This window comes from Sphingomonas sp. GW821-FHT04B01 (assembly GCF_059420425.1).
Genome location: NZ_JBWKTR010000003.1, coordinates 202065 through 221339 on the forward strand (window position 1 = coordinate 202065; position 19275 = coordinate 221339).

The 19275-nt window shown below is 65.7% G+C and carries 21 protein-coding genes; all 21 read right to left on the reverse strand.

What is annotated here, in order from left to right; genetic code table 11:
• Positions 1–2: 2 nt before the first annotated feature.
• Positions 3–710 carry a biotin--[acetyl-CoA-carboxylase] ligase gene (locus AC07UH_RS09805; RefSeq protein WP_495179971.1) on the reverse strand — a complete coding sequence of 236 codons (708 nt, stop codon included), beginning with the start codon at positions 708–710 and terminating at the stop codon, positions 3–5.
• Positions 707–2161, reverse strand: a complete 1455-nt coding sequence (nuoN, locus tag AC07UH_RS09810; RefSeq protein ID WP_137896985.1) for an NADH-quinone oxidoreductase subunit NuoN — start codon at positions 2159–2161, stop codon at positions 707–709. Before nuoN ends, AC07UH_RS09805 begins: the two co-directional genes overlap by 4 nt.
• Positions 2161–3690, reverse strand: coding sequence for an NADH-quinone oxidoreductase subunit M (locus tag AC07UH_RS09815; protein ID WP_495179970.1), 1530 nt, complete (start codon positions 3688–3690; stop codon positions 2161–2163). The genes nuoN and AC07UH_RS09815 overlap by 1 nt, the downstream gene beginning before the upstream one ends.
• Positions 3687–5846, reverse strand: a complete 2160-nt coding sequence (gene nuoL, locus AC07UH_RS09820) for an NADH-quinone oxidoreductase subunit L (protein ID WP_495179969.1) — start codon at positions 5844–5846, stop codon at positions 3687–3689. The genes AC07UH_RS09815 and nuoL overlap by 4 nt, the downstream gene beginning before the upstream one ends.
• A gap of 6 nt (positions 5847–5852) precedes the next feature.
• Positions 5853–6158, reverse strand: a complete 306-nt coding sequence (nuoK, locus tag AC07UH_RS09825) for an NADH-quinone oxidoreductase subunit NuoK (protein ID WP_038660292.1) — start codon at positions 6156–6158, stop codon at positions 5853–5855.
• Positions 6155–6766: an NADH-quinone oxidoreductase subunit J gene (locus AC07UH_RS09830; protein ID WP_038660296.1), complete on the reverse strand. Its 612-nt coding sequence runs from the start codon at positions 6764–6766 to the stop codon at positions 6155–6157. Before AC07UH_RS09830 ends, nuoK begins: the two co-directional genes overlap by 4 nt.
• A gap of 43 nt (positions 6767–6809) precedes the next feature.
• Positions 6810–7295 (reverse strand): NADH-quinone oxidoreductase subunit NuoI, encoded by a 486-nt coding sequence (nuoI, locus tag AC07UH_RS09835; RefSeq protein ID WP_038660298.1) that lies wholly within the window; start codon positions 7293–7295, stop codon positions 6810–6812.
• Between the two features lie 124 nt (positions 7296–7419).
• Positions 7420–8475 (reverse strand): NADH-quinone oxidoreductase subunit NuoH, encoded by a 1056-nt coding sequence (nuoH, locus tag AC07UH_RS09840; protein ID WP_495179967.1) that lies wholly within the window; start codon positions 8473–8475, stop codon positions 7420–7422.
• Complete coding sequence (gene nuoG / locus AC07UH_RS09845) at positions 8472–10475, reverse strand: NADH-quinone oxidoreductase subunit NuoG (protein WP_495179966.1); 2004 nt, start codon at positions 10473–10475, stop codon at positions 8472–8474. Before nuoG ends, nuoH begins: the two co-directional genes overlap by 4 nt.
• The gene (locus AC07UH_RS09850) at positions 10475–11185 is read right to left on the reverse strand and encodes a hypothetical protein (protein ID WP_495179965.1); all 711 of its coding nucleotides are present in this window, start codon (positions 11183–11185) and stop codon (positions 10475–10477) included. The genes nuoG and AC07UH_RS09850 overlap by 1 nt, the downstream gene beginning before the upstream one ends.
• Complete coding sequence (nuoF, locus tag AC07UH_RS09855) at positions 11182–12486, reverse strand: NADH-quinone oxidoreductase subunit NuoF (RefSeq protein WP_322847804.1); 1305 nt, start codon at positions 12484–12486, stop codon at positions 11182–11184. The genes AC07UH_RS09850 and nuoF overlap by 4 nt, the downstream gene beginning before the upstream one ends.
• Positions 12486–12716 (reverse strand): hypothetical protein, encoded by a 231-nt coding sequence (locus tag AC07UH_RS09860; protein WP_495179964.1) that lies wholly within the window; start codon positions 12714–12716, stop codon positions 12486–12488. The genes nuoF and AC07UH_RS09860 overlap by 1 nt, the downstream gene beginning before the upstream one ends.
• Positions 12713–13381: a complex I 24 kDa subunit family protein gene (locus AC07UH_RS09865; RefSeq protein WP_495179963.1), complete on the reverse strand. Its 669-nt coding sequence runs from the start codon at positions 13379–13381 to the stop codon at positions 12713–12715. The genes AC07UH_RS09860 and AC07UH_RS09865 overlap by 4 nt, the downstream gene beginning before the upstream one ends.
• Positions 13381–13611, reverse strand: a complete 231-nt coding sequence (locus tag AC07UH_RS09870) for a hypothetical protein (RefSeq protein ID WP_495179962.1) — start codon at positions 13609–13611, stop codon at positions 13381–13383. Before AC07UH_RS09870 ends, AC07UH_RS09865 begins: the two co-directional genes overlap by 1 nt.
• 45 nt (positions 13612–13656) lie before the next feature.
• Positions 13657–14868: an NADH-quinone oxidoreductase subunit D gene (locus AC07UH_RS09875; protein WP_038666501.1), complete on the reverse strand. Its 1212-nt coding sequence runs from the start codon at positions 14866–14868 to the stop codon at positions 13657–13659.
• A 59-nt stretch (positions 14869–14927) separates the two neighbouring features.
• Positions 14928–15782, reverse strand: a complete 855-nt coding sequence (locus tag AC07UH_RS09880) for an NADH-quinone oxidoreductase subunit C (RefSeq protein ID WP_038660325.1) — start codon at positions 15780–15782, stop codon at positions 14928–14930.
• Positions 15779–16330 (reverse strand): NuoB/complex I 20 kDa subunit family protein, encoded by a 552-nt coding sequence (locus AC07UH_RS09885; RefSeq protein WP_038660327.1) that lies wholly within the window; start codon positions 16328–16330, stop codon positions 15779–15781. The genes AC07UH_RS09880 and AC07UH_RS09885 overlap by 4 nt, the downstream gene beginning before the upstream one ends.
• Positions 16331–16335: 5 nt before the next feature.
• Positions 16336–16710: an NADH-quinone oxidoreductase subunit A gene (locus AC07UH_RS09890; protein ID WP_038660330.1), complete on the reverse strand. Its 375-nt coding sequence runs from the start codon at positions 16708–16710 to the stop codon at positions 16336–16338.
• A 285-nt stretch (positions 16711–16995) separates the two neighbouring features.
• Positions 16996–17808, reverse strand: coding sequence for an inositol monophosphatase family protein (locus tag AC07UH_RS09895; protein WP_038660333.1), 813 nt, complete (start codon positions 17806–17808; stop codon positions 16996–16998).
• Positions 17809–17955: 147 nt separating this feature from the next.
• Positions 17956–18519 carry an elongation factor P gene (gene efp, locus AC07UH_RS09900; protein WP_037530700.1) on the reverse strand — a complete coding sequence of 188 codons (564 nt, stop codon included), beginning with the start codon at positions 18517–18519 and terminating at the stop codon, positions 17956–17958.
• A gap of 64 nt (positions 18520–18583) precedes the next feature.
• Positions 18584–19171 (reverse strand): M23 family metallopeptidase, encoded by a 588-nt coding sequence (locus AC07UH_RS09905; protein WP_495179961.1) that lies wholly within the window; start codon positions 19169–19171, stop codon positions 18584–18586.
• Positions 19172–19275 lie beyond the last annotated feature (104 nt).

Below are 19275 nucleotides of genomic sequence, written 5' to 3' on the forward strand. Positions count from 1 at the left end.
CGTCAATCCTTCAGGACAGAAACGTCGGCGGCGTGAATGACATGCCGCTCGCCCGACGCCAAGCGCAGGATGAGCGCGCCGTCCGCGTCGAGCCCGTCGAACAGGCCGTCGCGCGTGCCGCCGTCCGGCAGTCGCACGCTGAGCGCGGTGCCGACAGGATGCGCCGCGGCGAGCCAGGCATCGCGGACCGCGGCAAGCCCCTGCCCGCGCCACACCGTCAGCCAGCGGCCGAAGGCTTCCGCCAGTACGTCGAGGAACGCCGCCGCGGTGACCACGGCCCCGGCGGCGGCGAGGCCCGTCGTCGCGCGATCGGGAAGATCGGGGTGATGCGCCAGATTGACCCCAATGCCCACCACCACCGCATCATCGCAGCGTTCGAGCAGGATGCCGGACAGCTTGGCGTCGCCGATCAAGAGATCGTTGGGCCATTTCAGCCGGGCAGCGTCGGGCAGGAAGACGCTCACCGCCCATTGCAGCGCCACCGCGGCGACCAGCGCCAGCGTCGCAGCCGGGGGATCGGCGGGGCGGAGGCGGACCAACGTGCTGGCGTAGAGATTGCCGGGTTCGGACACCCATTGGCGCCCGAGCCGGCCCTTGCCGGCGGTCTGGCGCTCGGCGCGCAGCCAGAGCCCCTCCTCGGCGCCCTGGCGCGCGAGGAGGCGCATGTCGGCGTTGGTCGAGCCCGTCTCCGCGACGGTCCGGATCGTCAAATCGCCGGGAACAGCGCGCGCGCCGCAGCCATCGTCCAGCCGCCGAGCAGCGGGATCGCCAGATAGCCGAGCGGCGAGACGAAGGCGGCGGTCAGCACGATCAGCCCGCCCTCGACCGGGTTGTTGCCCTTCGGGAAGGCCGGCGCCGGTTCGTCAAAGTACATCGTCTTGACGACGCGCAGGTAATAATAAGCGCCGATCGTCGAGGCGGCGATACCGATCACCGCGAGCGGGAACAGGCCGGCGCGCACCGCGGCGTCAAACACCGCAAACTTCGCGTAAAAGCCGAACAGTGGCGGGATGCCGGCGAGGCTGAACATGAAGATGGCGAGCGCCGCCGCAAGGCCCGGGCGGGTGCGCGACATGCCGGACAAAGCCGCAATGCTTTCAACGGGTTGGCCCTCGTCGTCGCGCATCTGCAACACGATCAGGAACGAGCCCAGCGTCATCGCGATATAAATCGTCATATAGATCAGCACGCCCGACACGCCCTCGGGCGTACCGGCGGCGAGGCCGACCAGCGCGAAGCCGACGTTGTTGATCGACGAATAAGCAAGCAGCCGCTTGATGTTGGTCTGGCCGATCGCCGCCACCGCGCCGAGCAGGATCGAGGCGAGCGCGGCGAAGATCACAATCTGGCGCCACTGGTCGGTCGCCGGCCCCATCGCCTCGACCGCGACGCGGACCGCGAGGCCCATCGCCGCCACCTTGGGTGCGGAAGCGAAGAAGGCGGTGACCGGCGTCGGCGAGCCTTCGTAGACGTCCGGCGTCCACATGTGGAACGGGACCGCGGCGATCTTGAAGGCGATACCCGCGAAGACGAAGACGAGACCGAACAGCAGGCCGAGCGACTGCGGGCCCGCATAAGCGGCAGCGATGCCGGTGAACAGCGTGGTGCCCGAGAAGCCGTAGACCAGGCTGATGCCGTAGAGCAGGATGCCGCTCGCCAACGCGCCGAGCACGAAATATTTCAGGCCCGCCTCAGCCGAGCGCGTGTCGCGGCGCATGAAGCTCGCCAGCACATAGGCGGCGAGGCTCTGGAGTTCGAGGCCGACGTAGAGCGTCAGCATGTCGCTCGCCGAGACCATCAGGCCCATGCCGGCGGCGGACAGCAGGATCAGCACCGGATATTCGGGACGCAGATCGTCGCCGTGCGTGCGCTGGAAGAAGTCGGGCGCGATCACGATGCTCACCGCCGCGGCGACGAAGATCAGCACCTTGGCGAAGGCGGCGAAGGCGTCGGCACGATACAGGTCGTCGAACGCCGCCCCGCCGTAGCTGGCCGGGCCGAGCAAGGCGAGACAGGCGCCGGCGAGCACCGCGACCGCGGTCCACGAGACGGCCCGCGTCGACGCCGATCCGCCCCAGGCGGACACCAGCATCAGGACGACGGCGCCCGCGCCGAGGATCACCTCGGGCAGGGTCATGGCGAGATTGGCGGCGTAATCCATCAGTGAGCAATTCCGTGGGCGGCAGGCGCCGTGGCGAGGGGCTTGCCGGCAGTCGGCTGGGAATCGGAGACGGGCGTCGCGCGATCGATGCGGGCGAGCAGCACGCCGACATCCTTGCGCATCGGCGCCATGAAGCTCTCCGGATAGACACCCATCCACAAAGCAACGGCGGCGATCGGCGCGAGCAGCCACAATTCGCGATGCGACAGATCCTGCATCTCACGCACGTCGTCCGACTTGATCTCACCGAAGACGACGCGGCGATAGAGATACAGCATATAGGCCGCGCCGAGGATGATGCTGGTCGTGCAGAGCAAGGCGATCCAGGTCGACACCTGATAGGTGCCCATCAGCGCCAGGAATTCGGCGACGAAGCCGCTGGTTCCGGGCAGGCCGATCGACGCCATGGTGAAGAACAGGAAGAAGAGCGCGTAGCGCGGCATGTTGATCGCCAGACCGCCGTAGCGGCTGATCTCACGCGTGTGCAGCCGGTCGTAGATGACGCCGACGCACAGGAACAAGGCACCCGACACCAGCCCGTGGCTGAGCATCATGATCATCGCGCCCTCGATCCCCTGCCGATTGAAGGCGAAGAGGCCGATGGTGACGATCGCCATATGCGCGACCGACGAATAAGCGATCAGCTTCTTCATGTCGGACTGCACCAGCGCGACGAGCGAGGTGTAGATCACCGCCACCGCCGACAGGCCGAAGATCAGCCAGGTGAGCTGGCCCGAAGCTTCAGGGAACATCGGCAGGCTGAAGCGCAGGAAGCCGTAGCCGCCGAGCTTGAGCAGCACGCCCGCGAGGATCACCGACCCCGCGGTCGGCGCCTGCACGTGCGCGTCGGGCAGCCAGGTATGGACCGGCCACATCGGCATCTTCACCGCGAACGAGGCGAAGAAGGCGAGCCACAGCCAGGTCTGCACGTGCGCCGGGAAGTCATAGGCCTGCAACGCCGGGATGCTCGACGTACCGGCGGTTTGCGCCATGTAGAGCATCGCGATCAGCATCAGCAGCGAGCCGAGCAGCGTGTAGAGGAAGAATTTGTACGAGGCGTAGATGCGGTTCACCCCGCCCCAGATGCCGATGATCAGATACATCGGGATCAGCCCTGCCTCGAAGAACAGGTAGAAGAGGAACAGGTCCTGCGCCGCGAAGGTGCCGATCATCAGCGTTTCGGTGAGCAGGAATGCCGCCATATATTCGGGCACGCGATTGGTGACCGAACGCCAGCTCGCGCCGATGCAGATCGGCATCAGGAACACGCTGAGCATGATAAGCATCAGCGCGAAACCGTCGATGCCGAGATCCCAGCGGAAGAAGCCGAACGCCGGGCCCTGCTCGACGAACTGCCATTGCGCGCCACCGATGTCGTAATTGGCCCACAGCAGGATGCCGAGCGCCAGTTCGACGAAGGTGGCGGCCAGCGCCAGCATGCGGGCGGTGGCGGCGGGGACGAACAGGCAGGCGATCGCCGCGAGCGCGGGGATCAGCAGCATGATCGAGAGGATGGGCAGCCCGCTCACTGTGCGATCGCCCAGGTGACGACGGCGGTCAGACCGATCAGCATGACGAAGGCATAGGTATAGACATATCCGTTCTGGAGCCGGCCCGCGAGCCGGCTGGAGAGCTGCACCACCCAGGCCGAGCCGTTCGGCCCGAACCGGTCGATCGTCTGTTCGTCACCGCGATGCCACAGCAGACGGCCGATGGCGAAGGCGGGACGGACGAAGATGAGGTGGTAGAGTTCGTCGAAATAATATTTGTGGACGAGGAAGCGGTACAGGATGCGGAACTGGTCCGCGACCGCCGCCGGGAAGCTCGGCGCCTTGATATAGGCATACCAGGCGGTGAACAGGCCGAGCAGCATCGCGATCGTCGCCGACAATTTGATCGGCACCGGCACCTCGTGCATCGCGTGCATCAGATGTTCGCGGAAGGCGATGTCGCCCTTCCAGAACAGCACGCCCGCATCGGGTTCGATGAAATAGCGGTGGAAGACGAAGCCCGCCGCGATCGCGCCGATCGACAGGATGACGAGCGGCACCAGCATCGGCCACGGACTCTCGTGCGGGTGATAGCCGCCGGTCCCCGCGGGCAGGTCCTGCTGCGATGCGCCGTGCGTCGACGGGCGATCGCCGCTGTCCTCGGCCTGCGCCGGATTGCCGTGCGCCTCGTCGGCATGGTGTGCGTCATGGCCATGCGCGTGGTGCGCATCGTGGCCGTGCGCTTCATGCGCATGATCGTCATGGCCGTGGCCATGCGCGTCGTGCAGCGCGTGCTGGATATGCTCCGACGCGGCCCAGCGCGGCTTGCCCCAGAAGGTGAGGAACATCAGGCGCCACGAATAGAAGCTGGTGATCAGCGCGACGAGCACGCCGACGAACCACACGCCGGGCTCGCCCGCCGCCCAGCCGGCCTCGATGATCGCGTCCTTCGAATGGAAGCCCGCGAAACCGATGCCGAGCGGATTGCCGAACACCGCCGGCAGGCCGACGCCGGTGATCGCCAGCGTCCCCATCATCATGCCCCAGAAGGTCAGCGGGATGCTTTTACGCAGGCCGCCGTAATAGCGCATGTCCTGCTCGTGGTGCATCGCGTGGATGACCGAGCCCGCCCCGAGGAACAGCAGCGCCTTGAAAAAGGCGTGCGTGAACAGGTGGAACATCGCCGCGCCATAGGCGCCGACGCCCGCGGCGAAGAACATATAGCCGAGCTGCGAACAGGTCGAATAAGCGATGACGCGCTTGATGTCGGTCTGCACCATGCCGACGGTCGCGGCGAACAGGCAGGTCGCGGCACCGACCGCCATCACGACGTGCAGCGCAGTCGGCGACATTTCGAACATCGGCGACAGGCGGCAGACCATGAAGACGCCGGCGGTGACCATCGTCGCCGCGTGGATCAGCGCCGACACCGGGGTCGGGCCTTCCATCGCGTCGGGCAGCCAGGTGTGCAGGCCGAGCTGCGCCGACTTGCCCATCGCGCCGACGAACAGCAGCAGGCAGAGCACCGTCATCGTATCGACGCGCATGCCGAGAAAGCCGATCGTCGAGCCCGCCATCGTCGGCGCCGCGGCGAGGATCGCCGGGATCGAGACGGTGCCGAACACCAGGAAGGTGCCGAAGATACCCAGCATGAAGCCGAGATCGCCGACGCGGTTGACGACGAACGCCTTAATCGCGGCGGCATTGGCCGACGGCTTGCGGAACCAGAAGCCGATCAGCAGGTAGGAGGCCAGACCGACGCCTTCCCAGCCGAAGAACATCTGCACCAGCGTATCCGCGGTGACGAGCATCAGCATCGCGAAGGTGAACAGCGACAGATAGGCGAAGAAGCGCGGCTGGTCCGGGTCCTCGCTCATATAGCCCCAGCTATAGAGGTGGACGAGCGCCGACACGCTGGTGATGACCACCAGCATGATCGCGGTGAGCTGGTCGACGCGTAGCGACCAGTCGACCGCCATGTCGCCGCTGACGATCCATTTCAGCACCGGCACGACGGTCGCGGTGTTGGTGCCGGCGAGGAAGCCGAGGAAGATCGGCCAGCTCAGCAGGCACGAGAGGAACAGCGCGCCGGTGGTGATCGCCTTGGCCGGCACGAAGCCGATCGCCTTGTTGCCGAGCCCGGCAACAATCGCTGCCAGAAGCGGCAGGAACACGATGAAGAGGATGGAGGTCACCTGTATTTAGCCCTTCATCCGATTGACATCGTCGACCGCGATCGTGCCGCGGCCACGGAAATAGATCACCAGGATCGCCAGCCCGATCGCCGCCTCGCCGGCGGCGACGGTCAGCACGAACATCGCGAACACCTGCCCGACGAGATCGTGGAGATAGGCGGAGAAGGCGACGAGGTTGAGGTTCACCGCGAGCAGGATCAGCTCGATCGCCATCAGGATGACGATCAAATTCTTCCGGTTGAGGAAGATGCCGAGCACACCCATCGTGAACAGGATCGCCGCCACGACCAGATAATGCGTCAACCCAATCACAACTGCACCCCCTCGCCGACCGTCGGCTGGACGTTGCGCGTCGCATCCTGCGGACGGCGCGCATTCTGGCGGCTGATGTTCTGGCCGCGGACGCCGCCACGCTGGCGATGCGTCAGCACGATCGCGCCGATCATCGCGACGAGCAGGACGAAGCCCGCCGCCTCGAACACGAAGAGATAGCGCGTATACAGCAGCTGCCCCATCGCCTGGATGTTGGGCACGTCGCCGTCGATCGGCGCGATGCGGCGGCTGATCTTGAGGCCGCCGGCGCTCCACGCGCCGATGCCGATCAGGATCTCCGCCGCCAGCGCGACCGCGAGCGCGAGGCCGAGCGCGGCATAGCGCGCGACACCGGCGCGCAATTGCGCGACCTCGATGTCGAGCATCATCACCACGAACAGGAACAGCACGGCGACCGCACCGACATAGACGATGACGAGGAGCATCGCGATGAACTCCGCCCCGACGAGCACCATCAGCCCCGCCGCGTTGAAGAAGGCAAGGATCAGCCACATCACCGAATGGACCGGATTGCGCGACGAAATCGTCATCGCCCCCGAACCGATCACGATGATCGCGAAGAGATAAAAGGCTATGGCCTGGATCACGAGTTGGTCGGCCCCCTAAGCCCGGAATCGAATGCGGCGCGCATTAACGGTATGGCGCATCGGCGGCAAGGTTCGCCGCGATCGCGCTTTCCCAGCGGTCGCCATTGTCGAGCAGCTTGGCCTTGTCGTAGATCAGCTCCTCGCGCGTCTCGGTCGAGAATTCGTAATTCGGCCCCTCGACGATCGCATCGACCGGGCAGGCCTCCTGGCACAGACCGCAATAGATGCACTTGGTCATGTCGATGTCGTAGCGCGTCGTGCGGCGGCTGCCGTCGTCGCGCGGTTCGGCCTCGATCGTGATCGCCTGCGCCGGACATACCGCCTCGCAGAGCTTGCACGCGATGCAGCGTTCCTCGCCGTTCGGATAGCGGCGCAGCACGTGCTCGCCGCGGAACCGCGGGCTGACCGGGTTGCGCTCATAGGGGTAGTTGATCGTCGCCTTGGGCTTGAAGAAATACTTCAGCGTGAGGGCGTGCGCCTTCACGAACTCCCACAAGGTGAACGACTTGATGATCTGTGCGACGCTCAAGAGCCCAATCCCGTCATTCGGTCGATCACGACGACCATCAATCCGATCGCGACGCCGATCAGCGCCCGATCCCGTAACGCCTGCGGCCGAAGGCCACGGGCGATCATCCATTCGCTGGCCCGGCTCATCCGCCGACCGGTACGCGGATCAGCATCAGCACGCCCGACACCAGGAACACCCAGAACAGCGACAGCGGCAGGAAGACCTTCCACCCCAGCCGCATCAGCTGGTCGTAGCGGTAGCGCGGCACCGTCGCCTTGACCCAGCTGAACACGAAGAAGAAGAACAGCATCTTCGCGAACAGCCAGATGATCCCCGGCACGTAATAGAGCGGCGCCCAGTCGATCGGCGGCAGCCAGCCGCCCCAGAACAGCGTCGCGTTGAGCGCGCACATCAGCAGCACGTTGGCATATTCGCCGAGCCAGAAGAGCGCGAAGCTCATCGAGCTATATTCGGTCTGGTAACCGGCGACGAGCTCGCTCTCCGCCTCGGTCAGATCGAACGGCGCGCGCTGCGTCTCGGCGAGGCTGGAGATGAAGAACATCACCGCCATCGGAAAGAGCAGCGGGTTGATGCCGAAGGCGTTGATGTGGAGGTTGAGCGTGCTCGTCTGCGCCAGCACGATGCCGCTGAGGTTGAACGTCCCTGCCCACATCACCACCGAGATCAGGATGAAGCCGATCGCGACTTCGTAGCTCACCATCTGCGCGGCGGCACGCAGTGCCGAATAGAAGGGATATTTGGAGTTCGACGCCCAGCCCGACAGGATCACGCCATAGACGCCGAGCGACGAGGCGGCGAGCACGTAGAGCAGGCCGACGTTGATGTCGGCGAGCACCACGCCCGCCCCGAACGGCACCACCGCCCAGACGATCAGCGCCACCGTGAAGGTGATGATCGGCGCGAGCAGGAACAAGGTCCGGTTCGCCGCCGCGGGGACGATCGTCTCCTGCAGGAAGACCTTGAGGCCGTCGGCGAACGACTGGAGCAGGCCGAACGGCCCGACGACGTTGGGGCCGCGGCGCAGCGCCATCGCCGCCCAGATCTTGCGATCGGCATAGATGATCATCGCCACGGCCAACATCAGCGGCAGCGCGATGACGAGGATGCCGACGATCGTCGCGACGAACCATGCCCAGCCGTAGGACAGGCCGACGGTCGTGTTGAAGAATTCGGTCACTCCGCCGCCTCCGCGAACGTCTCGCCATGGACCAGTTCGGCCGAACAGCGCTGCATCGTCGGGGACGCGCGGCAGATGGCGTTGGTCAGATAGAAATCCTTGATCGGATAGCCGGCAAGGCTCCCCTGCCCGGCGCCGTCGAGCGCCGGCGGGTTCCACGCATAGCCGGCGAGCTCGCCGACGTTGCGCAATGCGGGGACCTCGACGGTCATCGCCTCGCGCAGCCCGGCGAGGCTGTCGAAGGGCAGCGTAACGCCGAGCGCCTCGGACAAGGCACGGAAGATCGTCCAGTCCTCGCGCGCATCGCCCGGTGCGAACACCGCGCGCTCGCCACGCTGGACGCGGCCTTCGAGATTGACCCAGGTGCCCGACTTCTCGGCATAGGTCACGCCCGGCAGGATGACGTCGGCATGATGCGCGCCGGTGTCGCCGTGATGGCCGACATAGACCTTGAAGCCGCCGAACTTGGTGTAATCCACCTCGTCCGCGCCGAGGAAGAAGGTCACCGCCGCCTGCGAGAGATCGGCGATGCCGCCCTCCTGCGCATAGCCGAGCATCAGCCCGCCCATCCGGCTCGCGGCCATATGGACGACGTTGAAGCCGTTCCAGCCGTCACGTACCAGATCGAACTGCTTGGCGAAGGCGAGCGCCGCACCATGGCCACCCTTCAGCGCGCCACCGCCGACGATGACCATCGGCTTGGCGGCATCAGTAAAGAGCTTGGCGACCGCCTCGGGTAGATTGCCGAGCAGCGACAGATCGGCACCCAGCCATTCGACCTTGTAGGTCAGCTCGGTTTCCGGCCCGATCGCGAAGACCTTGGCGCCCTTCTTGATCGCCTTGCGGATGCGGGTGTTCACCAGCGGCGCTTCCCAGCGCAAATTGGTGCCGACCAGCAGGATCGCATCGGCCTCTTCGACGCCGGCGATCGTGGTGTTGAAATTGACCGCGGCGAGGCTCGACGTGTCATAGTCCATGCCGGTCTGCCGCCCTTCGAGCAGCGACGAACCGAGCTTCGCGAGCAGCGCCTTGGCGGCGTACATCGTCTCGCAGTCGACCAGATCGCCCGCCACCGCGGCAACGTTCGCGCCCGCAGCCTCGACCCTGGTCTTGATGACCGCGAACGCCTCGTCCCAGCTTACCGGAGCGAGCTTGCCGTCGCGACGCACATAGGGGCGATCGAGGCGACGACGGACGAGGCCGTCGACATGATGGCGCGTCTTGTCGTGCGCCCATTCCTCGTTGACGTCCTCGTTGATGCGCGGGACGCAGCGCAGCACCTGACGGCCACGGCTGTCGAGGCGGATGTTGGTGCCGACCGCATCCTGCACGTCGATCGTGAGCGTCTTCTTGAGCTCCCACGGCCGCGCTTCGTACGAATAAGGCTTCGAGGTCAGCGCGCCGACCGGGCAGAGGTCGACGACATTGCCACTCAGCTCGCTGGTCACCGCCTGTTCGAGATAGCTGGTGATCTGCATGTCCTCACCGCGATAGATCGCGCCGATCTCCTCGACCCCGGCGACCTCTTCGGCGAAGCGGACGCAGCGGGTGCACTGAATGCACCGGGTCATGATCGTCTTTACGATCGGACCCATATATTTCTCGGTCACCGCCCGCTTGTTCTCGGTGTAGCGGCTATGGCCCTTGCCATAAGCGACCGACTGGTCCTGCAGATCGCATTCGCCGCCCTGATCGCAGATCGGGCAGTCGAGCGGATGGTTGATGAGCAGGAATTCCATCACGCCCTCACGGGCGTTCTTCACCATCGGCGTGGTGGTGAAGACTTCCTGATTGTCCGCGGCGGGCAGCGCGCACGATGCCTGCGGCTTGGGCGGCCCCGGCTTCACCTCGACGAGGCACATGCGGCAATTGCCGGCGATCGACAGCCGCTCATGATAGCAGAAGCGCGGGATTTCCTTGCCCGCGGCTTCGCACGCCTGGAGGACCGTCGCGCCCTGCGGCACCTCGACCTCGATCCCGTCTACTTTCAGCTTCGGCATTACTTGGATTCCTGCGACGCGGGACGTACCGGTGGCACGACACCGCGATAAAGAACTTCGCCCAACGCGCCCTCGAGAATGATCTTGCCCAAAGTCAACTTTTGTCCACTCGGCAGGCATTGCGAGATATTCGGGGCCAATGCGGCAAATGCCGCATTCTGCGCCGGACTGGCGGTCCGTGCCATGACCACAGCTTTCGCGTCTACAGGATCATGCTCGACGACGCATTGCGCCAGAACGAGCAAACCCATCTGGATATTGCGATCGCCATCGGCCGTCGTTGCCTGCGTGTTGGCGTCGAACGGCACCGCCGGCAACTGCCACGCCACCTTTCTTATCCCAGCCTCGGACCGACGGCGATACAATTCAACGAACAGCGCTCCGCGCAGCAACATCGGCTTGAACCGCATCATGCCGCTTGCCAGACACTCGCTATCCGCCATCGGCGCCAGCGCGCTCGTGTTCACGTCCTCGGCAGGCAGGGTGAGCAACCGGGCAACACGGCCCGACTGCCGATCGACGGTGCAGCGTGCGAACTCCGCCATTGCAATCCGGCCGCGATCGGCCGCCGACAGGCCCGGCGTCTCCGGCAGCCGCGCGCGGCGGGGGATCGGGATGTTGGTCCCGGTATCCGCCTCGGTCTGCTTCTGTGCGATCGCCCCGGAGGCGATCGACAGTCCGACCATTGCCAGGACGAACGAAGACCTCACTCGGCAGCTTCCTGCATCGGCGTCAGATCGCCGCCGCTACGTTCGTTGATCCGGCGCTCCAGCTCGGGGCGGAAATGCTTGATGAGACCTTGGATCGGCCAGGCCGCGGCATCGCCGAGCGCGCAGATCGTGTGGCCCTCGACCTGCTTGGTGACCTGATGCAACGTATCGATCTCGGCGATGTCGGCGTCGCCGGTGCGCAGCCGCTCCATCACCCGCCACATCCAGCCGGTGCCTTCGCGGCACGGCGTGCACTGGCCGCAACTCTCATGCTTGTAGAAGTACGAGATGCGGCTGATCGCGCGGACGATGTCGGTCGACTTGTCCATGACGATCACCGCCGCGGTGCCGAGGCCGGATCCGACCGCCTTGAGGCCGTCGAAATCCATCGGCGCGTCGATGATGTCCTTCGCCGGCACCAGCGGCACCGACGAGCCGCCCGGGATCACCGCGAGCAGATTGTCCCAGCCGCCGCGGATACCGCCGCAATGCGTCTCGATCAGCTCGCGGAACGTCAGGCCCATCGCATCCTCGACCACGCACGGCTTATTCACATGCCCGCTGATCTGATAGAGCTTGGTGCCCTTGTTGTTCTCACGGCCGAAGCTCGAGAACCACGATGCACCGCGGCGGAGGATCGTCGGTGCGACCGCGATCGATTCGACGTTGTTGACCGTCGTCGGGCAGCCGTAGAGGCCCGCGCCGGCCGGGAACGGCGGCTTCAAACGCGGCTGGCCCTTCTTGCCCTCGAGGCTTTCGAGCATCGCGGTCTCTTCGCCGCAGATATAGGCGCCGGCGCCGCGATGGACGAAGACGTCGAAATCGTAGCCCGAACCGCTGGCGTTCTTGCCGATCAGCCCCTTGTCGTACGCCTCGGCAACCGCGGCGAACAGCGTCTCCGCCTCGCGGATATATTCGCCACGGATGTAGATATAGGCCGCCCGCGCGCGCATCGCATAGCCCGCGATCAGCGCGCCCTCGATCAGCTTGTGCGGATCGTGGCGGATGATCTCGCGATCCTTGCACGAGCCGGGCTCGGATTCGTCGGCGTTGATGACGAGGAAGTTCGGCCGGTCGGGCTTGGGCTCCTTGGGCATGAACGACCATTTGGTCCCCGTGGGGAAGCCAGCGCCGCCACGGCCGCGCAGCCCGCTCGCCTTGATGACGTCGATGATCGCGTCCTGGCCGAGCGCCATCAGCGCCTTGGTATTGTCCCAGTCGCCACGCTTCAGCGCCGCGTCGAGGTTCCATGGCTGGAACCCGTAGACGTTGGTGAAGATGCGGTCTTTATCGGCAAGCATCAGGCGTGTCCGTCCACGAGATCGAGGCGCTGCTTGACCCGGCGCATGTCGCTCGACAGGCCGTCGACGCCCTGCTGTACCGCGGCCAGATGGGTATCGATGCCGAGCAGGCGATGCTCCATCGCCGTCTGCCGCAATTCCATATTGATCATCCGGTCCTTCACATCGGACATATCACCGCGGATGCCACGGAGCATCTCGGTGATGAAGCGGGTATCGTCGACCGTCATGCCCACTCCCCCCGATAATCGTGATTGGCGTCGACCATCGCGGTCAGCGTCGTCGGGCCACCCTCCGGGCAGCTCGTCTGGCGGCCGATCGTCGACCCGGCCTTGGGCGTCTCGCCATTGGCGAGCGCTTCGAGCACCGCGACGGTGCGGTCGTAGTCGAGGTCTTCGAAATTGTCGTCGTTGATCTGGACCATCGGCGCGTTGGCGCAGGTGCCGAGGCACTCGACCTCGGTCAGCGTGAACATGCCGTCCGGCGTCGTCCCGCCCTTGACCAGCCCGCGGTTCTTGCAGGCGGCGAGCACGTCGTCCGAGCCGCGCAGCATGCACGGCGTCGTGCCGCAGACCTGCACGTGATAGCGGCCGACCGGCGCGAGGTTGAACATCGTGTAGAAGGTCGCGACCTCGAAGACGCGCATGTACGGCACGCCGATCTGACGTGCGACGAACTCGATCACCGGCACGGGCAGCCAGCCCTGCGTCTGCGTCTCGGCGCCGACCTGGCGCTGGGCGAGGTCGAGGAACGGGATCGACGCGGACTGCTCACGGCCCTTGGGATAGCGCGCGAGGATCTCGTTCGCCTTCTTCTGGTTCTCTTCGTTCCAGGCGAAGCCGCCCCAGCGGGCGCGGGTTTCGGCTTCGTCGGGAATGTGTGCTGCTTCAGCCATTAGCGGTGATCCACCAGATCCAAGCGCCGCTCGACGCGGCCCAGACGTTCCTCGACGCGGTCCAACCGCCTGTTCAAACCCGTCATCTGCAAGAGCATGTTACCCAGATGTTCGTCCGTCGCGGTCGCCCGCGCCTTCAGCTCGCCAATGTCGAACCGCACTTCGGTCATGTCACCCTGCAGCTTCTGCAAGACGGCGTAGATGAGTTCGTTTGTTACCGGTTCAGGCATGATCCACCCCCAGCTCGCTTCGACCCATGCAATGCGCGCGTGCGGTCACCGGTCGCACTCGCCGAACACGATGTCCATCGCACCGAGGATCGCGGTGGTGTCGGCCAGCATGTGGCCGCGGCTCATGAAGTCCATCGCCTGAAGATGGCTGAACGCGGTCGGCCGGATCTTGCAGCGATAGGGCTTGTTCGAGCCATCGGAGACGAGGAACACGCCGAACTCGCCCTTCGGGCTCTCGGTCGCGACATATACTTCGCCGGCGGGGACGTGATAGCCCTCGGTGTACAGCTTGAAGTGATGGATCAGCGCTTCCATCGACTGTTTCATCTCGGCGCGCTTGGGCGGCACCACCTTGCGATCGGTCGAGGCGATCGGCCCCTCCGGCATGTCGCGCAGGCATTGCTTCATGATCCGCGCCGACTGGCGGACCTCCTCGACGCGCACCATGAAGCGATCGTAGCAATCGCCGCGGGTGCCGACGGGGATGTCGAACTCCATCCGGTCGTAGACGTCATAGGGCTGCGACTTGCGCAGATCCCAGGGGATGCCCGCGGCGCGGATCATCGGCCCCGAGAAGCCCCAGGCGATCGCATCCTCGCGGCTCACCGTCGCGATATCGACGTTGCGCTGCTTGAAGATGCGGTTGTCGGCGACGAGGCTGATCGCATCCTCGAACAGGCGCGGCAGGCGCGTGTCGAGCCAGTCGGCGATATCGGTGAGCAGCTTGAGCGGCACGTCCTGATGGACGCCACCCGGCCGCATGTAATTGTGATGCATGCGCGCGCCCGAAGCCCGCTCGAGGAAATTGTAGCAATCCTCGCGGATCTCGAACATCCACAGGTTCGGCGTCATCGCGCCGACGTCCATCACGTGCGAACCGAGATTCAGCATGTGGTTGGAGATGCGGGTCAGCTCGGCGAAGAAGACGCGCAGATACTGGGCGCGGATCGGCACCTCGATATCGAGCAGTTTCTCGATCGCGAGCACGAACGTATGCTCCATGCACATCGGCGAGCAATAATCGAGGCGATCGAAATAGGGGATCGCCTGCGCATAGGTCTTGTATTCGATCAGCTTCTCGGTGCCGCGATGCAGCAGGCCGACGTGCGGATCGATCCGCTCGATGATCTCGCCGTCCAGCTCCATGACCAGTCGCAGCACGCCGTGTGCGGCAGGATGCTGGGGGCCGAAATTGATCGTGTAATTCTGGATCGTGACGTCACCCTCGGTCGGATGCGCCGGGCTAGTGACGTGCATCAGCTCGTCGACATAGGGGTCGACCGTGTTGGTGGCGGGCGCGAGATGCGGGTCCTGGCTCACTGATTCTGTCCTCCGCCCTTGGTCGGCACGACGTCCGAATCCTTGGGCTTGTCCTGCCGGGCGTTGCCGGGGCCGGCATCGCCGGCGCCGGTGTTCGCGGTGCCGGTCGAATCGTTCTTGGCATAGGGTTCGCTGCCGGCCTTGGGCGCCTGTGTCGGCGTGCGCGCGGCATCGGCCTTGACGATATCGTCCGCCTTCAACGGCGTCGGTGCGCCCTTGGCCTCGGGCAGCATGCCCTTCTCGTCGCCGGGCAGCACATAGGCCGCGCCCTCCCAGGGGCTCTGGAAGTCGAAGTTGCGGAAGTCCTGCGCCAGCTTCACCGGCTCGTAGATCACGCGCTTCGCCTCTTCCGAATAGCGCATCTCGACGAAGCCCGAGAGCGGGAAGTCCTTGCGCTGCGGATGGCCGCGGAAACCGTAGTCGGTGAGGATACGGCGCAGGTCGGCGTTGCCGGTGAACAGCACGCCGTACATGTCGTACACCTCGCGCTCGAGCCAGCCGGCGACCGGCCAGATGCCCGTCACCGACGGCACCGGCTTGACGTCGTCGGTGGCGACATGGACGTGCAGGCGATGGTTGCGCGTCAGCGACAGCAGGCAATAGACCACCTCGAACCGCTCGGGGCGGCTCGGATAGTCGACGCCGGCGATCTCCATCAGCTGCTGATATTCGAGACCGGGCGTGTCGCGCAGCTTGGTCAGCGCATCGACGATCGCGGTGCGCTCGACGTAGAGCGCGACCTCGCCGACCTGATCGACCGCGTCGAGCAGCGCCGAACCGAGCGTCGCACGGACGATCTCGATCGTCTCGCCGTTGAGGTCGGCGGCCCAGGCAGGAGCAGGCGCCCTCACCGTTCGACGCTCCCCTGACGGCGGATCTTACGCTGCAGCTGCATGATCCCGTAGAGCAGCGCCTCGGCGGTCGGCGGGCAGCCGGGCACGTAGATGTCGACCGGCACGACGCGGTCGCAGCCGCGCACCACCGAATAGCTGTAATGGTAATAGCCGCCGCCATTGGCGCAGCTGCCCATCGAGACGACGTATTTCGGCTCCGACATCTGGTCGTAGACCTTGCGGAGTGCCGGCGCCATCTTGTTGCACAGCGTACCCGCGACGATCATCACGTCCGACTGACGCGGCGACGCGCGCGGCGCGGCGCCGAAGCGCTCGAGATCGTAGCGCGGCATGTTGACGTGGATCATCTCGACCGCGCAGCAGGCGAGACCGAAGGTCATCCACCACAGCGAACCGGTGCGCGCCCACTGGAACAGCTCCTCGGTCGAGGTGACAAGGAAGCCCTTGTCGTTGAGCTCGCCGTTGAGGCTGTCGAAGAAGCCCTGGTCGGGCGGCACCAGCGACGTGGCGGTCGCCGGGCGTTCGAGTTCGACGGGTCCGGACATAGCGGTCATTCCCAATCCAGCGCTCCCTTTTTCCAGGCATAGACGAGGCCCAGGGCAAGCTCGCCGATGAAGATCATCATGGAGATCCATGCGGTCCAGCCGATGCTGAAAACCGATACTGCCCAGGGATATAGGAAGGCGGCTTCGAGATCGAAGATGATGAACAGGATGGCGATCAGATAAAATCGCACGTCGAACTGGCTGCGCGGATCCTCGAACGCGGGGAAGCCGCACTCATATTCCGACAGCTTCTGTTCGTTCGGCTTGTTGGTGCCGGTCAGCCGGGCAACGACCATGGGCAGGAACACGAACGTGCTCGACAGCGCCAGGGCGACGCCCAGGAACAGCAGGATAGGCAGATATTGCGACAGATCGACCAAAGGGCTTCTCGCAGGTGCGAAGGATGTGGGGGTCGCTTTAGGCCCCCAAGGGGGTACGGGCAAGGCCGCGGAGGGTGTGAGAATCACTCTCAATTGGTGGAGCGGGGATCGGGGACAACACCTCATTCCTCCCCGCCAGGGGGAGGTGGCATGCCACAGGCATGACGGAGGGGGAGGTAAGCGACGACTTCGGTTCCGTGTCCTCCCCCTCCGTCACGGCTTCGCCGCGCCACCTCCCCCTGACGGGGGAGGAATTGGCGCATTTTGCGGGCCGGACGATCCGGTTTAGCGGAGCGCGCCGGCGACCAGTTTGTGGAGCTTGACGTGCAGGCCGTCGTTGCCCGCGAGGAACTCGTTGCGCTCCATCGCCTTGTCGGCGCCGCGGAAGTCGGTGACATAGCCGCCGGCTTCCTTGACCAGCAGCATGCCCGCCGCGGTATCCCAAGGCTTGAGGCCAGATTCCCAATAGCCGTCGAAGCGGCCCGCGGCGACCCAGGCGAGATCGAGCGCGGCGGCGCCGAGCCGACGGATGCCGGCGACTTCCGGAGCGATCGCACCGAAGATGCGGCTCCACTGAACGAAATCGCCATGGCCGAGGAACGGGATGCCGGTGGCGATCAGCGCCTCCGACAGGTCACGGCGGGCCGAGACGCGCAGCCGCTGGTCGGTGAGCCACGCGCCGCGGCCCTTTTCCGCCCAGAAGCTCTCGTCGGTGAGCGGCTGGTAGACGAGGCCGGTCGTGATCTCGCGCTTGCCCGACGGGGTCGGCTCCTCGACCGCGATCGAGATGGCGAAATGCGGGATGCCGTGGAGGAAATTGGACGTGCCATCGAGCGGATCGATGATGAAGCGCGGCTTGTCGGGATCGCCCGCGACCTCGCCGCCCTCCTCCATCAGGAAACCCCAGTCGGGGCGGGCGCGGCGCAGTTCCTCGAACAGCGTCTGCTCGGCGCGCTTGTCGGCGATCGACACGAAGTCGGCCGGGCCCTTGCGGCTGACCTGGAGGTGCGAGACCTCGTTGAAGTCGCGGCGCAGCGCGGTGCCGGCCTTGCGGGCGGCGCGCTCGATGACGGTGAAGAGGCCGGAATGGGAGGGCATGGGAATTTCTCTATACCCCTCTCCCGCTCGGGAGAGGGAGGGGCCCGCCGCGGTCAGGCGGTGGGAGGGTGAGGTCGAAGGAAGGCCCTGCCCTCACCCGACCTCGCTACGCTCGGCCACCCTCTCCCACAGGGAGAGGGATATCGGTCAGTCGGCCCGGCGGACGTAGGTCTGTTCGTAGACGTCGACGACGATGCGCGTGCCGGCGCCGATATGCGGCGGGACCATGACGCGCACGCCATTGTCGAGGATCGCGGGCTTGTAGCTCGACGAGGCGGTCTGCCCCTTCACGACGGCGTCGGCCTCGACGATCATCGCCTCGATCGTGCTCGGCAGTTCGACCGAGATCGGCTTTTCGTCATAGAGTTCGAGCACCACGTCCATGCCGTCCTGCAGGAAGGCGGCGGCATCGCCGAGGATGCCGGCGTCGAGCGTGATCTGCTCGTAATTGTCCTTGTCCATGAAGGTCAGCGCGTCGCCGTCGCGGAACAGGAACTGGAAGTCCTTGGTGTCGAGGCGGACGCGCTCGACCGTCTCGGCGGAGCGGAAGCGGACGTTGTTCTTGCGGCCGTCGATCAGGTTCTTCATCTCGACCTGCATATACGCACCGCCCTTGCCGGGCTGCGTGTGCTGGATCTTGACGGCGCGCCAGATGCCGCCCTCATATTCGATGATGTTGCCGGGACGGATGTCCACGCCGCTGATCTTCATGGATCTGAACCTATTGGAAAGAGCGAGATAGGCGCGCGGCTGGCGCACGCCCGGTGGCGCCCCTTTACCGTCCCCGTGCGCGGCCGGCAAGCAGCGGGAAGGGATTGACGTCCTCGCCCTGATGCCAGCGCTCGCCGGGCTGCATGCGCTGCAGGCCGAAATGGAGGTGGTAATTGCCTGCGCCGGCATCGCCGGTGTCGCCGACATAGCCGATCGGCTGGCCGGTCCTGACCTGCTGACCCTCGTGCAGGCCGGGGGCGTAGCCGGCGAGATGCGCATAATAATAGATCCAGCGGCGATCGGGCGAGCGGATGTAGGCGGTGGTGCCGCCGAGGCTGGATTCGAACAGCTTCTCGACGGTGCCGGGGGCCGCGGCGATCACCGGCGTGCCGGCGGCGGCGGGAATGTCGGTGCCGTGATGGCCGCGGCTGCCACCGCCCCGCGGGTCCATCCAGCTGTCGACGATCGCCGCGCGGCGGACGCCGGCGACGGGGACGGCGAGCGGCGCGTCGTCTCGCGCCGAGGGTTCGCCAACCGCCACGTCGACGCGGGGCGTGGTGGTGCGCGAAGCGGCGCCGAAGCTGGTCATCGCTGCGAAGGCGGCGCCGAGCAGGAGGACGATGGCGAGGATGATCCAACCGAGGCGGGTCATGCGCCCTGCCTCATCCACCTCGTCACCCCGGACGTGTTCCGGGGTCCACCCATCCACAGGGAAATCGTATCCGCCGCTTGCCGACGCTCCACGCCGCAGAGTGG